Consider the following 14,596-nt stretch of genomic DNA (forward strand, 5'->3'; position numbering starts at 1 on the left):
CCGTTGTTACCGCGGCGTTACGAGATGAGCCTCTATACGCCGGCTTCGCGGCGGCTTTGCTCGCGGTACTCGGTAGGCGAAATCATCATGCGCTTGCGAAAGATCTTGGCGAGGCGGTCACCATTGCCCATGCCGGTGCGGCGCGCGATCTTGTCGACCGGCAATTCCGAATCGGTAAGCAGGCTGCAGGTGATCGCAAGACGCGCATGCAAGAGGTAGTCCGATGGCGTGATGCCCATCTCCAGCTTGAAACGGCGCAGAAAGTTGCGCTCGCTCATCGCCGCGACCTGGGCTGCGTCGGCGATTGAAATCGCGCGCTGACAGTTTTCCTGCAGCCAGCGCGCCGCCGCTCGCACTTTGTCGGCAGGTGCGCTGCCAAGCGCATCGCCGAGGAACGGCAGGAGGTTGCCGCCCGAATCGGGCATGAGGCGCTCCGTTACGGCGCGCGCAACATCGACACCCAGATCGCGTTTGACGAGCGTGAGCGCGCTCTTCATCGATTCGAGCCGGTCGCTGGCGTCGCCGCCCGCTTCGTCGCGGCCGGTCTGCATCGCAAAGGAGCCGAACTCGTGTTGCGAGCGCTGGCTGCACAGACTCGCCGCTTCGAGCAATGAACGACCTTCACCGATCGGACGAATGGTGCCGGTGTTCGCATGCACGCGACGCAGCCATGCGATCAGGCGCTCGTCATTGGCCGCCGCGTAGGCGCCTTTGCCGCCCGCCACGAAGAGCGCGTCGAAGCCGACGTAGTGACGCGCATCGAGTCCGTCCGTCCAGACACGCACCGATGACGAACAGGTTACGTTGCCGCCATCGGCTGAAAGGATGCTTACATCGTAGGGCGAGCTGCGAGTGGTGTCGGTAGAGAGTTCGTTGGCGACATGAAATACTTCGGCCACGATCCCTGCACCGAGCAACGAGCAACCATCGAACAACAGGATTGCAACGTGACGCACCTCCCGGCTGATACCCGCGGTAACCAGATGCGGGCGACTGAACGACGGCAAATCCAGACTTGCGTACGCCATGCTTTTCCCCTAAACAATCCCCCGTACCAAGCGAAAAGTCGCGGTAATAGCATTTCGATAGCATTCCGTGTGCAGTGCATCATATGCAGATAAAAATCGCTGCAACGATGACTGACCGAAACTGGCGAGACATTGGCGCATTCAGTCCGGTCGCGGACCGATTTGAAGCCTGCGCCCCCTGCCTCGTTACAGGAAGCAAAACCATCTGAATAATAATTTGTTCGATTACATCGACCAGGCAAAAATGCCGGCAAACCTTGCAGCACGGTATTTTCGCCTTTACTACGACGAATCCTTCGGCGTCTTCCGATCGATGCAAACGCAAGGGATGGAAGCCAGGCGGGCAATAAAAGACTGCGCGCCTATTCGTCTGATTAAAAGACCTTTAAGAAGCCTCGAGCACCGATTTCCAGCACGCGAAGCGCATTTTAAACCCATTAAATCCTGTTTGCGCTGCACAATAAAAAAATTCACAGAGAGCCGTTTTATATGAACGCGCACTGCGAGCGGTGCACAACTCGCAAGCACATCTTTTAGAAAACTTTGCGCAAATTGCCTGGACGCTGGCGGCGAATGACGTCTGCGAGGAACTAGGCTTAGCCTTTCCATTGCGAGGAACCCGCCAATGAGACCGCTCCTGGCCGTTGCATCCATACTTCCGTACTCGCCTTCAGCGCGTCCCTTATGCGCAATAGTGGTGCCTGCCTCCCTGCTTGCACTCGTGGCCTTGCTCGCGGCGCAACCTTGCCGCGCCGCAGAGGGGCCCGTGTGCCGTAGCGTCGCCAGCAGCGCGGCGACCGACGACGGCAATGACCTCATCTCGGCCGATACGCCCGGTAGCGACGGCACGCGTCTCTTTCCTCGCGGCAAGGGGGTGCGTATCGTCGTGACCACGCGTGCTGTGGGTGACGACAAGGTGCAATGGCAGCTCGCCGATGCGTGGAGCCGCCCGCAGGCGAGCGGCAGCTTTGCAGTGGCGGCCGGACCGCGTGTCACGTGGCTCGCCTGCACGATGCCGCAGGCGGGCTACTTCGCGTTTTCTGCGGCACTGGCTTCCGAGCCCTCTATGGGTTTGCCCCAGCGCGGCACACGGCCGGCAGGCATCACGACCTTCGGCGTATTGCCCGACGTGAGCGCGGCACTTCCCGCTCCCGCCTTCGCGCACGAGGATCTGCATCGCTTCGGCGGACAAGGAACTGCATATATTGCGCCCGGCCAGCACTGCTGCGGCGGCGACGGCTTGCGGCCGCTCTACACGGATCTGGGACTCGCGTGGGCCAACGACAGGCGCGGCTGGTACGTCATGGAGCCCAAAGGCCCCAAGACATTCGATGCCACCGCCTCGCAGCTCGATCTGTCGTTCAAGCCCGGCGACATCATGCGATTGATCACGCTCGATGGCGTCCCCGCATGGGCAAGTCCGAATGGGGAGGAAACGCACAGCTACGCGCCATCGTCCGCGGCGCAGCTGCGAGACTACATGGCGCGCGTAGGCGCGGAATCCGCACGCGTGCGCGCGCAGGTCTTCCCGCGCCAGGCGCACAACTACTATCAGGTCACATGGGAGCCCGACGCGGACGGCGGCCTGCCATGGAAAGACAGCGACGTCCATTTCGTCGAACTCTACAAGGCCATCTACGAGGGCATACACTCGAGCGACCCTTCCGCGATCATCATGGGGCCGACCTATGCGGGCGTCGATGGCAATACGAAGTGGCTGAAGAAATTCGCACCACTTGGCATTGCTAAATATATCGACGGCGTGACGATTCACGGCTATTACGACTTCGGCACGAGCCCCTCGCATCCGCCCGAGCGCCTTTATGGCGCACCGGAAAAGGGCACGGTCTCGCTGCCGGAGGCGATGCGGGAGCTGCGCGCGACGATGCGCGACGTGCTCAAACCCGGCGCCCCGCTCTTCGTGACCGAAACGGGCATCAGCTACGACATCGGCACGAACTACGCACCGAACTACCCCGATGCGCAAACGCTGTATGCGCAAGGCGCGGTCGTCGCACGCACCCATCTGATCCTGTTGGGCGAAGGCGCCGACACCACGTTCGTCTTCTACGGCGCGGACATGCCGGAGAATACGCCGGGCTATGGCGTGTTCTTCGAGCTCGAGCATCCCAAGGGCATGTATGGCGCGTCGAAAATCAGCCCCAAGCCGGCCGCGCTCGCGGTCGCCACGATGACGCGGCTAATTGACGGCACCTATACGCTCGGGCCGTTGCGTGGCACGCCCGCGGGCGTGTGGGCATACGCGTTTGCGCGGCCCGTCGCAGGCCAGGACGGCGGCAAGGTCATCACGGCGCTGTGGAGCCACGACAACGCGCGCTGGAGTGCGAAGAGCGGCTTCGACGCCACGCGCGCGACGAACTACACGCTTCAGGTGGACGCGCGCGGACGCTCGGGCCGGGTGAGCGTGTTCGACATGATGGGCAACCCGACCACGATGACCTACACCGATGGCATGCTCCCGTTGCGCCTGACCGAGTCGCCCGTGTATGTGGTGTCGGACAACGCCGACGCCATCAAGGCCAATGCGGTCACGCCCGCGGGATACATCAAGCCCAGGCCTTGAGCACATCCCTGCCTGCCGGGGCCCGTTGACGCCAATAACGGGGCCTGGCATCTTGGCCCACGATAGCGAGACTTAGGCGGCTGTGGACAGTGCATCGCCATTTCGGGCCGCCTAGACTGCACATAAACGTGCCGCGTGCCTCGCACGCGCAGGTGCGCAGCGGCTGCGCGACGGACCATCCCATCGACACGACCGACACTCCACGGATACGCACATCCATGCTGTCGCCTACCGAATTCCTGGAGGTGGTGCGGCTCGCGCCGCTCGTCGCGATCGACCTGATCGTCGCCGACGCCGACGGCCGCGTGCTCGTCGGCCAGCGGCGCAACCGCCCCGCGCGCGGCACATGGTTCGTGCCGGGCGGACGCATCCGCAAGGACGAGCGGCTCGACGCCGCGTTCACGCGCATCGTCCAGACGGAACTTGGCATTGCGAGCATGCAACGCTCGTCGGCGCGTTTTGTCGGCGTGTATGAGCATCACTATCCCGACAACTTCGTGGCGGAAAACGGCATCGGCACCCACTATGTGGTGCTCGCCTATTCATTCATGCTGGATAGCACGGTGCCCGTCGGGCGCTTCGACCAGCACAGTCATTACGCGTGGCTTTGGCCCGACGAACTGCTCGCACGCGACGATGTGCACCGAAATACGAAGGAGTACTTTCGATAGAGACACGACGCGCGAGCCGGGCCCGCGTGACGAAAGCCGACTCAGCCGACCGCGGCGGCGGGGGCCAGCAGCGCACTCGCCTCTTCGGCCAGAGCGGCCGTGAGATGCGCGTGCGCGCCTTCGCCCTCGAGCGGCACGACTTGCCCCTCGCGCGCGCGCAGCCATGCGCCGAACGCCTCACGGACTTCCGGGTGACGCAACGCATAGTCCACGGTCGCCTGCAGATAGCCGAGCTTGCTGCCACAGTCGAAACGACGGCCGCTGTAGCGATACGCGAGTACCTGCTCATCGGCGAGCATCGACTGGATGGCGTCGCTCAACTGCCACTCCTCTCCGGGCGCGGGAGTCAGGGCGCGCAAATGCCCGAAAATGCCCGGCATCAGCACGTAGCGCCCCACCACGCCGAGCGTGGAAGGCGCTTCGTCGGGCTCGGGCTTCTCGACGATGCGCGACATGCGAAACACGTGCTCGTCCCAGGGCCGGCCCATCACGACTCCGTACGAGCGCGAGTCCTCGCGCTCGATTTGCTCGACGGCGACGAGGGAGCAATGGTAGTGATCGAAGCGCTCGATCATCTGCGTGAGCACGGGCGGGCTCGCGTCGATGAGGTCGTCGGCGAGCAGCACGGCGAACGGCTCGTCGCCGATGATCTTCTGCGCGCACAGCACCGCATGGCCGAGGCCGAGCGGCTCGGGCTGTCTCACGAAGATGCATTCCACGTGGGCGGGCTTGATGCTTTGCACGGCTGCGAGCAGCGCTGACTTGCCGCGCGCCGCGAGTTCGCGCTCGATCTCATAGGACTTGTCGAAATGGTCTTCGATGGCCCGCTTGCCGCGTCCCGTCACGAAGACCAGTTCGGTCATGCCGGCGGCCACCGCTTCTTCGACCGCATACTGGATGAGCGGCTTGTCCACGACCGGCAGCATCTCCTTGGGACTCGCCTTGGTGGCCGGCAGGAACCGCGTGCCGAGACCCGCAACCGGAAAGACGGCCTTGCGCACTTTTATCATGATCGTCTCGCGCCTCACTTCAGTTCGCTGCATCGGTCGGTGATGGGTCCATCCCGGCCCCGCGTGTGGCGCAAGATGGATGCCGAGCCAGCTTATCCAGCCCATACCGAGCCATTCTGCCAACTTCTCGGCATTTTCAGACTGCGCCGCGCGCGCGCCATCGACCGGCTTATCATGGTTCCCGAGAGCGTGATGTGAACGCGCATAACAGCCACATCAGGGCGCGCGACGCAAAAACGCAACGTACTCCTGCGAATCCTTTCTGCGCGAGGAACCGGCCATGCACATCGATCGGGTGGTCTGCCGGCAAGCCGCCTTCCAGCCGCGCGGCGCTCACTTGAAATTCGGACACGTGGCCAAACGCATCGGCATCCTGGTTTTCGAGGGCTTCCCGCTCGGGGACGTGTCCCTGCTCGCCGACGTTTTTCGTCTCGCGAACGACGCCTGCGCCGACACGCTTCCTGCCTATTCGCTCGTCATGCTCTCCGAAGCAGGCGGCAACGTGGCCAGTGGCTGTGGGCTGCGGATATGGTCCGAGAGCCTGCACGGACCGGTGCGCAGCGGCTTCGATACCCTATTCATCGCCGGCGGTCCGGGCGCGATGGAAGCGCGCGGCAACACGCGGCTCGTCGCGCGGCTGCAAGCGCTGGCGCCCAAGGTGCGCATCATCCGTGCGCTCGGCGAGGGCCGCGCCGTGCTCGCCGCAGCCGACGTGCCGTTCCTGCGCGCGGGGGGCAACAGCGCAAGCTCGGCACACCGGCTGCGCCGCGCGCTCGAAGCGCGCAATGCCGGCGCTTCGGTGGTGACGCCTTCCGAGGCGCTCGTCGCCGCGTTAAAGGTGGTGAAGCGAAATCATGGCGTGGCGCTTGCGCAGCGCGTTTCCGAGCACTCGATGCCGGGCTCCTGGGAACGGCTTGGCCCCATGCTGGACGACGGCGAAACGGACAGCGCGAACGGCAAGATCAACTCGGCCGCTCACTGGCTGCGCGAAAACTACCACCAGCCGATTTCGGTCGCCGATGCGGCGCGCGTCGCGCAGATGAGCATGCGCAACTTCCTGCGCCACTTCAAGACGCAAACGGGGCTCACGCCCTCCGAATATCTGCTGCGCACGCGGCTCGATGCCAGCTGCCTCTTGCTCGCGCAAACCAATCTGCCGATCGACGAGATCGCGCAGCGCTGCGGCGTGCCGCGCGGCGAGCGTCTCGCGCGCATCTTCCGGCGGCGGCTTTCGATCTCGCCTTCGGGATACCGAGCGGTGAACCGGAGGGTTTCGGGCGAATAGGTTTGGCGGGTTTTCACCGCTGGTTTCACCGCTGGTTTTGCCACCTCATACGCACGACGCCGCGCTTTGGCGCGGCGTCGATTTTATTCGGAATGCTGACTGTGCAATGAGCTTGCAACGTCAGCTTTCGCCGCTACAGCATGCCGGAGCCGAAGATCTCCGTGTGGATGCGCGAGGCGTCGACACCGCGGGCGAGCAGCGCGTCGCGCTGTTCGCGCATGAACGCCACGGGTCCGCAAAGGTAGTAGTCGGCTTCGGGCAGCAGCACATCGGCTTCGATGCGGCCGAGGTCGATGCGCCCTTCGAAGTCGTGGTCCACGCCCTGGCGGTCGCTCGTGCCCACTTCCTCGTAGAACACCGCGCGCTTGACGTTCGGATACTCGGAAACGGCGTGGCGCAGGAAGTCGCGGAACGCATGCACCTTCGCATTGCGGCAGGCGTGCACGAACATCACCTTGCGCTCGCTGCGTTCGGCGATCAGCGTAGAGAGCATCGACTTCATCGGCGTGATGCCCACGCCGCCGCTCATCAGCACGACCGGCGTCGTCTTCTTGCGATCGAGCGTGAACTCGCCCATCGGCGCACTGACGTGCACCACTGCGCCCTCTTCCACGCCGTCATGCATGATGTTCGACACGTGGCCGGGCTGCGTCTCGCCGCGGCCCGCCTCGCGCTTCACCGAAATGCGCAGCCACTTGCCGTGAGGCGCATCCGAGAGGCTGTACTGGCGCGGCTGGTCCACGCCGAGCTTGTCGACGAAGCGCGTCACGCTGACGTACTGGCCGGGCTCAAAGCGGCCTGCGGATGCGCCGTCGGCCGGCGCGAGATAGAACGAGGTGATCTCGTCGCTTTCCACTTGCTTGCGCATCACCTTGAACGGACGGAAGCCGCTCCATGAAGCCCCTTCGTACAGCTTCGCCTCGGTGCCGATCATGATGTTCGCGAGCTGCTCATAGGCCACGGCCCAGGCGTCGAGCGTGGGCTGGTCTACAGCGTCGCCGAGCACGTCCACGACCGCGCCCAGCAGATGGCGGCCAACGATCGGGTAGTGCTCCGGACGGATGTTCAGGCTCGCATGCTTGTGCGCGATGTGCGTGACCGCGCCGCCGAGCGCGCCCAGATTGTCGATGTTGGCCGCATAGGCGTACACCGCGCGCGCGAGCGTTTCGGGCTGGCTGCCGCTTTGCTGGTGCGTCTGGTTGAAGATGTTCTTGAGTTCGGGGTGCGCGGCGAACATCCGCTTGTAGAAATGCTTGGTGATCGTGGTGCCGTGCTCGGCGAAAACGGGAGCAGTGGCCTTCACGCGGGCCATCTGGTCGGCGGTTAGCGCAGTCATTTGCGGCTTCTCCTTGGTAAAGATGTACAAACGATACATCTTTAATCCGCCAGCCCGGGCCGGTCATTTTGTCGCACCCCCGCAATTTCGAGAGTGCGCGCCAGATGGGCTGGGACCGGCTGGCCGTCGCGCGCGACTCCGCGAGCTTTTTGCACTGCAAGAAAGGAATCGTTGGGCGCTACGGCGGTGCGAGATGAGAAGACATCCACCGAGCACCGCGTAGTCGTTTCAAACTCCGCACCTTTTACGCGCCTTCACCCTTGTCCGCGCCCCGGTCGTGCTGCCACAGTACATCGCTGCCGCCCGCTGCCCGGTTCAGCACGCGCGCGAGCACGAACAGCAGGTCGGACAGCCGGTTGACGTAGCGGCGCGGGGTGTCGGCAAGCGGCGGCCCCGAATCGGCAGCGGCGCCGAGCGCGACAATCGAACGCTCGGCGCGCCGGCACACGGTGCGGCACACGTGAGCGAGCGCAGCGGCGCGCGAGCCGCCCGGCAGGATGAACTCCACGAGCGGCGGCAGCGTGGCGTTGTAATGCGCAAGCCGGGCATCGAGCCGCGCGAGATGTTCGCCGGTCACGAGCGTGTGGCCCGGAATGCAAAGCTCGCCGCCCAGATCGAACAGGTCGTGCTGGATCGCAACCAGCGCGTCGCGCACGTCGCCGGGCAGCGTCTCGCAAAGCAACACGCCGATCTGCGAGTTGAGCTCGTCGACGTCCCCCATCGCGGCGATGCGTGCATCGTCCTTGCGCACGCGGCTGCCGTCGCCCAGCCCGGTCGAGCCGTCGTCGCCGGTGCGTGTTGCGATCTTGCTCAGGCGATTGCCCATGATGTGCCCTCCGAGGCTGTAGATTGACTGGATCACGTCGGCCCGCGGGCATTATAGGATTCGTGCACCGCAGCATGCGGAGCGCGCCGCTTCGGCCCAGAGGTTCAGCGTAAAATGGGCCGAACCTGCAGTGATACTCATACGAAGGAGACACCCGCGTGAATCACCCCGCGCCGCCCGCCCTCGCACGCCGCCCGTTCCCCACCGAACTCCTCGAGCAACTGCGCAGCGCGTTCGGCGAACGCGTCTCCAACTCCGAGGCAGTGCGCGCCCATCACGGCCGCGACGAGTCGCCCTTCGACCCCCAACTGCCCGATGCCGTGGTGTTCGCGCAAAGCACCGGGGAAGTCCAGACCATCGTCAAGCTGTGCGCGCGTTACGGCGTGCCGATCATTCCCTATGGCAACGGCTCATCGCTCGAAGGCCACTTGCTGGCCGTGCAGGGCGGTATTTCGATCGACCTCTCGCAGATGAACCGCGTGCTCTCGATCAACGCCGAAGACCTCACGGTGACCGTCGAGCCGGGCATCTCCCGCAAACAGCTCAACGAAGCACTGCGCGATACGGGCCTCTTCTTCCCCATCGACCCGGGCGCCGACGCGAGCATCGGCGGCATGACGGCCACGCGCGCCTCGGGCACCAACGCCGTGCGCTACGGCACGATGCGCGAGAACGTGCTCGGCCTCACCGCCGTGCTTGCCGACGGCCGCGTGGTCAAGACCGGCACGCGCGCGCGCAAGTCGTCGGCGGGCTACGACCTCACGCGCCTTTTCGTGGGCTCCGAAGGCACGCTCGGCGTGATCACCGAAATCACGCTGCGGCTCTACCCGCAGCCCGAGGCGGTCTCGGCGGCGGTGTGCGCGTTCCCTTCGATGGGCGAGGCCGTGCGCACGGTGATCGAGACGATCCAGATCGGCGTGCCGATCGCGCGCGTGGAATTCATCGACTCCCTGGCGGTCCGTGCGATCAACAAGCATTCGAACCTCACGCTGCGTGAAAAGCACACGCTCTTCTTCGAATTTCACGGCACTGCCGCGGGCGTGGAGGAGCAGGCGCAGCTCGTGCAGGAGCTTGCCGCGCAGCACGGCGGCGAAGGCTTCGAGTGGGCCACGCGCCCAGAAGACCGTAGCCGCCTCTGGAACGCGCGCCACAACGCGTACTTCGCGATGCTGCAGCTCAAGCCCGGCTGCCGCGCCGTGACGACCGACGTGTGCGTGCCGATTTCGCGCCTCGCCGAGTGCGTGATCGAGACCGAAACGGACCTCAAGGCCTCGCCGCTGCCCTGCCCCATCGTCGGCCACGTCGGCGACGGCAATTTCCACGTCGCAATCCTGATCGATCCCGACAAGCCCGAGGAAATCGACGAGGCAGAGCGGCTGAATCGCCGCATCGTGCAACGCGCGATTGAAATGGACGGCACCTGCACGGGCGAGCACGGCGTGGGCCTGCACAAGATGGACTTCCTGATTGAAGAGCATGGCGCGGACACCATCGACACGATGCGCGCGATCAAGCACGCGCTCGACCCGCACAACCTGATGAATCCGGGCAAGATATTTAGCTGGGCTGCGTAAAGAGAAAGGCGGACCAATGCTGGCATGGGCATTCCCGCCCACGCCCAGCCACCAACCCGCCTCGTTGCGCGCCAGATGCGCCCGACGCGGAACAACCCGACGAGGCGCGCAAACTCGAACAGACGGGAGGAGAGATGAACGCACCGGAGGCGAATTTGCCCGAGCTGAGCCCGGAAGCGCTCGCGCAACGCCAGCGCGAGGTGGTCCAGGCGCTGATGGCCGTGCTGCCGGCGCACTGCTTGTTGCATCGCGAAGAGGACACCGTCGCCTACGAGTGCGACGGCCTCGCCGCCTACCGGCGGCTGCCGCTCGCGGTGGCGCTGCCGGAAACCGAGTCGCAGGTACAGCGCATCGTGCAGATCTGCCGGCGCCTCGACGTGCCGGTCGTGCCGCGCGGTGCGGGCACAGGCCTTTCGGGCGGCGCCATGCCGATCCGGCACGGCATTGTGCTTTCGCTCGCGCGCTTCAAGCGCATTCTCGAAGTCGATCCCTATGCGCGAACGGCCACGGTCCAGCCGGGCGTGCGCAATCTCGCGGTATCCGAAGCGGCCGCGCCCTTTGGCCTCTACTACGCGCCCGACCCTTCCTCGCAGATCGCTTGCACGATAGGCGGCAACGTCTCCGAGAATTCGGGCGGCGTGCATTGCCTCAAGTACGGCCTCACCGTGCACAACGTATTGCGCGTGCGCGCCGTGACGATGGATGGCGAGATCGTGGAGTTCGGCTCGCTCGCGCCCGATGCGCCCGGGCTGGATCTGCTCGCGGTGATGATCGGCAGCGAAGGCATGTTCGCCATCGTGACGGAGGTCACCGTCAAGCTGATTCCGCGCCCACAAACGGCGCAGGTGATCATGGCGAGCTTCGACGACGTCGTGAAAGGCGGCGACGCCGTCGCGGGCATCATCGCCTCGGGCATCATTCCAGCGGGACTCGAGATGATGGACAAGCCTGCCACCCGTGCCGTGGAGGAGTTCGTGAACGCGGGCTACGATCTCGACGCCGCAGCGATCCTGCTGTGCGAATCGGACGGCACGCCCGAGGAAGTCGCCGACGAGATCGCGCGCACGACCATCGTGCTGCGCGAGCATGGCGCCACGCGCATCCAGATCTCGCGCACCGAGGAAGAACGTCTGCGCTTCTGGTCGGGCCGCAAGAACGCGTTTCCGGCAGCGGGCCGCATTTCCCCTGATTACTACTGCATGGACGGCACCGTGCCGCGCCGCGCGATCGGTCCGCTGCTCGCGCGCATTCACGAGATGGAAAAGCAATACGGGCTGCGCTGCATCAACGTTTTCCATGCCGGCGACGGCAACATGCACCCCCTCATTCTCTTCAACGGCAACGACCTCGACGAATGGCATCGCGCCGAGGCCTTCGGCTCGGACATCCTCGAAACCTGCGTCGAACTGGGCGGCACGGTGACGGGCGAGCACGGCGTGGGCATCGAGAAGATCAACTCGATGTGCGTGCAGTTTTCGCCTCAGGAGCGCGACGCGTTTCATGCCGTGAAGCATGCGTTCGACCCGGCCGGGCTGCTCAACCCCGACAAGGGCATTCCCACGCGTGCACGCTGCGCCGAGTATGGGCGCATGCACGTTCGAGGGAATTTGCTGCCGCACCCTGAACTGCCGCGTTTCTGACTTGCGCGGGACCATGCCCACCGCCAGGCCGACAGCGGCGCGCCGTCCATGCATTGCGCGTGACCCGCATGAGGGTCCGCTCCGGGTTGTCAGGCGAGGCTCGCTCGGTACAATCGAACGAACCCTATAACGAACGAGCGCGACCATCACGACATGGAAGAGGACGACATCGTCTCGGACTGGTCCGAACGCATCCGTGCGGCGAGCGCCGATGGGCGGGCGCTCCGGATCCGCGGCGGCGGCACGAAGGACTGGTACGGCCAGTCGCTCGAAGGCGAGATTCTCGACACGCGCGCGCACCGCGGCATCATCGCGTACGACCCGGCAGAGCTCGTGATCACGGCGCGAGGCGGCACACCGCTTGCGGATATCGAAAGCGCCCTCGCGGCGCACGGCCAGATGCTCGCGTTCGAGCCGCCCCACTTCGGGGCCCAGGCGACCCTGGGCGGCTGCATTGCGGCGGGCATCGCCGGGCCGCGGCGCGCGAGCGCCGGCGCGCCGCGCGACTTCGTGCTGGGCGCGGTGCTCATGAACGGCCACGGCGAGGTGCTGCACTTCGGCGGCCAGGTCGTGAAGAACGTGGCGGGCTACGACGTGTCGCGCCTCATGGCGGGGTCGCTCGGCACGCTCGGCCTGCTGCTGGAACTTTCCGTGAAGGTGCTGCCGGTGCCGCAAGCCGAAACCACACTCAAGTTCGACATGAACGGCACCGACGCCGTGCGCAAGCTCAACGAATGGGGCGGCCGCCCGCTGCCGATGACAGCGAGCGCCTGGCGCAACGGCACGCTGGCGGTGCGCCTCGCCGGCGCGGAAGCGGCCGTGAAAACGGCACGCGCAAGCCTGGGCGGCGAGGTGGTGGACGCCGTGGAGGCCGAGCGCTTCTGGGCGGGACTGCGCGAGCAGACCGATCCGTTCTTTGCGTCGATCGCACCCAACGCGGCGCTGTGGCGCCTCGCGCTTCCTTCCATTGCCGAGCCCTTGCAGCTGCCCGGTGCGCAGCTGATGGAATGGGGCGGCGCGCAGCGCTGGTGGATCACGGAAACGGACGCGCAAACGGTACGCATCAGCGCGAAACAGGCCGGCGGCCACGCCACGATGTTCCGCACGGGGTGCGACTACGACCGCAGCGCGGGCGTCTTCACCCCATTGCCCGCGCCGCTCATGAAGATCCATCGCGGCCTGAAGGCCGCCTTCGACCCGGCCCGCATCTTCAATCGCGGCCGGCTGTATTCCGACTTCTGACGACACCCACACGCGGCGATGCAGACGAACCTCGCGGATTTCATACGCAATACCCCCGACGGCGACGAAGCCGACGCGATCCTGCGCAAGTGCGTGCATTGCGGCTTCTGCACCGCGACCTGCCCGACCTATCAGTTGCTCGGCGACGAGCTGGACGGCCCGCGCGGGCGCATCTATCTCATGAAGCAGATGGTGGAAGGCGCGCCGGTCACGAAGAGCACGCTCACACACCTGGACCGCTGCCTCACGTGCCGCAGTTGCGAGACCACGTGCCCGTCGGGCGTGCAGTATGGGCGCCTTGTCGAAGTCGGCCGCAAGCATGCCGAACAGATGGTCCAGCGCCCGCTGCGCCAGCGCCTCATGCGCCGCCTGCTCGCGGGGCTGCTGCCGCGCCGCGCGCTTTTTACGCCGGCCATGCGCCTCGGTCAGCAAGTTCGACCGCTGTTGCCGAGGCGCCTGCGCGACAAGGTGCCGGTGCGCCAGCGCCCGCTCGCATGGCCCAGCGCGAAGCACGCCCGCAAGATGCTGATGCTGCAGGGCTGCGTGCAGCCCTCGATGATGCCCAACATCAACATCGCCACCGCCCGCGTGCTGGACGCGCTCGGCATCGAGACGATCGTCGCGCCGCAATCGGGGTGCTGTGGCGCGATCCGCCTGCACTTGGGCTACGTGGACGACGCGCTCGCCGACGTTCGCGCCAACATCGACGCCTGGTGGCCATACATCGAGCAAGGCGTGGAGGCGATCGTGATGAACGCCTCCGGCTGCGGCGCGACGGTCAAGGAATACGCTCACCTCTTGCGCGACGATCCGGACTATGTGGAAAAAGCGCGCCGCGTGGTCGAACTCACGCGCGACCTTTCCGAACTGCTGCCCGCCTTCGAAGAGCAGCTCGTGGCCGCCACGAGGCGCCGCGACATCGAGACCGTGGCCTGGCATCCCCCGTGCACGCTGCAGCACGGCCAGCAATTGCGCGGCGGCGTGGAAAGGCTGCTCACCGCGCTCGGCCTCGACGTACGGCTGCCCGCCGACAGTCATCTGTGCTGCGGTTCCGCGGGCACCTATTCGATCACGCAGCCGCGCCTTTCCTACACGCTGCGCAACCAGAAGGTGGACCGGCTGCAGGCGCTGGAGCCGCAATTGATCGTCTCCGCCAACATAGGCTGCATCACGCACCTGCAAAGCGGCACGAAGATTCCGGTCACGCACTGGATCGAGCTGGTCGAACATATGCTGGCAACGAACTGAAACGATGGGCGGCCGAGGCGCACGCGCCCTGGGAACGCAATCAATGTAGCGGCGCGCCCCACTCGCAAACAGTCGGCCAATCGGCATAGCCCTTCTGGCCAGTGTTTCGCGCCGTGCACGGTCCGTATAATGGCCGTCGTTCTGATCGTTTT

General features: G+C 65.4%; 11 protein-coding genes. 7 read left to right on the forward strand and 4 right to left on the reverse strand.

The genetic code is table 11. From position 1 onward, the window contains the following. Positions 1-32 precede the first annotated feature (32 nt). Complete coding sequence (locus BMI01S_RS02290; RefSeq protein WP_028230115.1) at positions 33-1,028, reverse strand: GlxA family transcriptional regulator; 996 nt, start codon at positions 1,026-1,028, stop codon at positions 33-35. 766 nt (positions 1,029-1,794) lie between these two features. On the opposite strand from BMI01S_RS02290, the gene BMI01S_RS02295 reads away from it, so the two are divergent. Together BMI01S_RS02295 and BMI01S_RS02300 are read left to right on the forward strand one after the other, a co-directional pair. After that, positions 1,795-3,612 (forward strand): hypothetical protein, encoded by a 1,818-nt coding sequence (locus BMI01S_RS02295; protein ID WP_244145284.1) that lies wholly within the window; start codon positions 1,795-1,797, stop codon positions 3,610-3,612. A 218-nt stretch (positions 3,613-3,830) separates the two neighbouring features. After that, positions 3,831-4,283: a GDP-mannose mannosyl hydrolase gene (locus BMI01S_RS02300; protein ID WP_028230114.1), complete on the forward strand. Its 453-nt coding sequence runs from the start codon at positions 3,831-3,833 to the stop codon at positions 4,281-4,283. Positions 4,284-4,324: 41 nt separating this feature from the next. Here BMI01S_RS02300 and galU read toward each other — a convergent pair whose 3' ends face one another. After that, complete coding sequence (galU, locus tag BMI01S_RS02305) at positions 4,325-5,293, reverse strand: UTP--glucose-1-phosphate uridylyltransferase GalU (protein WP_081723316.1); 969 nt, start codon at positions 5,291-5,293, stop codon at positions 4,325-4,327. 280 nt (positions 5,294-5,573) lie between these two features. Here galU and BMI01S_RS02310 point away from each other — a divergent pair, with 280 nt between their 5' ends. Next, the gene (locus BMI01S_RS02310) at positions 5,574-6,578 is read left to right on the forward strand and encodes a GlxA family transcriptional regulator (RefSeq protein ID WP_028230113.1); all 1,005 of its coding nucleotides are present in this window, start codon (positions 5,574-5,576) and stop codon (positions 6,576-6,578) included. Between the two features lie 133 nt (positions 6,579-6,711). On the opposite strand, the gene hmpA is transcribed toward BMI01S_RS02310, so the two are convergent. Next, on the reverse strand, positions 6,712-7,914 hold the full coding sequence (gene hmpA / locus BMI01S_RS02315) for an NO-inducible flavohemoprotein (RefSeq protein WP_028230112.1): 1,203 nt from the start codon (positions 7,912-7,914) through the stop codon (positions 6,712-6,714). A gap of 244 nt (positions 7,915-8,158) precedes the next feature. Next, positions 8,159-8,740, reverse strand: a complete 582-nt coding sequence (locus BMI01S_RS02320) for a cob(I)yrinic acid a,c-diamide adenosyltransferase (RefSeq protein WP_028230111.1) — start codon at positions 8,738-8,740, stop codon at positions 8,159-8,161. Between the two features lie 158 nt (positions 8,741-8,898). Between BMI01S_RS02320 and BMI01S_RS02325 the strand changes: the two genes are divergently transcribed. From BMI01S_RS02325 to glcF, 4 genes are all read left to right on the forward strand, one after another. Continuing rightward, positions 8,899-10,314 carry an FAD-binding oxidoreductase gene (locus BMI01S_RS02325; RefSeq protein WP_028230110.1) on the forward strand — a complete coding sequence of 472 codons (1,416 nt, stop codon included), beginning with the start codon at positions 8,899-8,901 and terminating at the stop codon, positions 10,312-10,314. A 134-nt stretch (positions 10,315-10,448) separates the two neighbouring features. Next, complete coding sequence (locus tag BMI01S_RS02330; RefSeq protein WP_028230109.1) at positions 10,449-11,954, forward strand: FAD-linked oxidase C-terminal domain-containing protein; 1,506 nt, start codon at positions 10,449-10,451, stop codon at positions 11,952-11,954. A gap of 153 nt (positions 11,955-12,107) precedes the next feature. Continuing rightward, on the forward strand, positions 12,108-13,196 hold the full coding sequence (gene glcE / locus BMI01S_RS02335) for a glycolate oxidase subunit GlcE (RefSeq protein ID WP_028230108.1): 1,089 nt from the start codon (positions 12,108-12,110) through the stop codon (positions 13,194-13,196). 18 nt (positions 13,197-13,214) lie between these two features. Beyond that, complete coding sequence (gene glcF, locus BMI01S_RS02340) at positions 13,215-14,444, forward strand: glycolate oxidase subunit GlcF (protein WP_028209471.1); 1,230 nt, start codon at positions 13,215-13,217, stop codon at positions 14,442-14,444. Positions 14,445-14,596 lie beyond the last annotated feature (152 nt).

Source organism: Paraburkholderia mimosarum LMG 23256 = NBRC 106338 (assembly GCF_000739815.1).
Classification (GTDB): domain Bacteria; phylum Pseudomonadota; class Gammaproteobacteria; order Burkholderiales; family Burkholderiaceae; genus Paraburkholderia; species Paraburkholderia mimosarum.

Excerpts from the sequence above, each read along its gene's own strand:
- BMI01S_RS02330 (WP_028230109.1), top strand. The coding sequence starts at position 10,449 with ATGAACGCACCGGAGGCGAATTTGCCCGAGCTGAGCCCGGAAGCGCTC.
- BMI01S_RS02290 (WP_028230115.1), bottom strand. The coding sequence starts at position 1,028 with ATGGCGTACGCAAGTCTGGATTTGCCGTCGTTCAGTCGCCCGCATCTG.
- BMI01S_RS02300 (WP_028230114.1), top strand. The coding sequence starts at position 3,831 with ATGCTGTCGCCTACCGAATTCCTGGAGGTGGTGCGGCTCGCGCCGCTC.
- glcF (WP_028209471.1), top strand. The coding sequence starts at position 13,215 with ATGCAGACGAACCTCGCGGATTTCATACGCAATACCCCCGACGGCGAC.
- glcE (WP_028230108.1), top strand. The coding sequence starts at position 12,108 with ATGGAAGAGGACGACATCGTCTCGGACTGGTCCGAACGCATCCGTGCG.
- galU (WP_081723316.1), bottom strand. The coding sequence starts at position 5,293 with ATGATAAAAGTGCGCAAGGCCGTCTTTCCGGTTGCGGGTCTCGGCACG.
- BMI01S_RS02310 (WP_028230113.1), top strand. The coding sequence starts at position 5,574 with ATGCACATCGATCGGGTGGTCTGCCGGCAAGCCGCCTTCCAGCCGCGC.
- BMI01S_RS02320 (WP_028230111.1), bottom strand. The coding sequence starts at position 8,740 with ATGGGCAATCGCCTGAGCAAGATCGCAACACGCACCGGCGACGACGGC.
- hmpA (WP_028230112.1), bottom strand. The coding sequence starts at position 7,914 with ATGACTGCGCTAACCGCCGACCAGATGGCCCGCGTGAAGGCCACTGCT.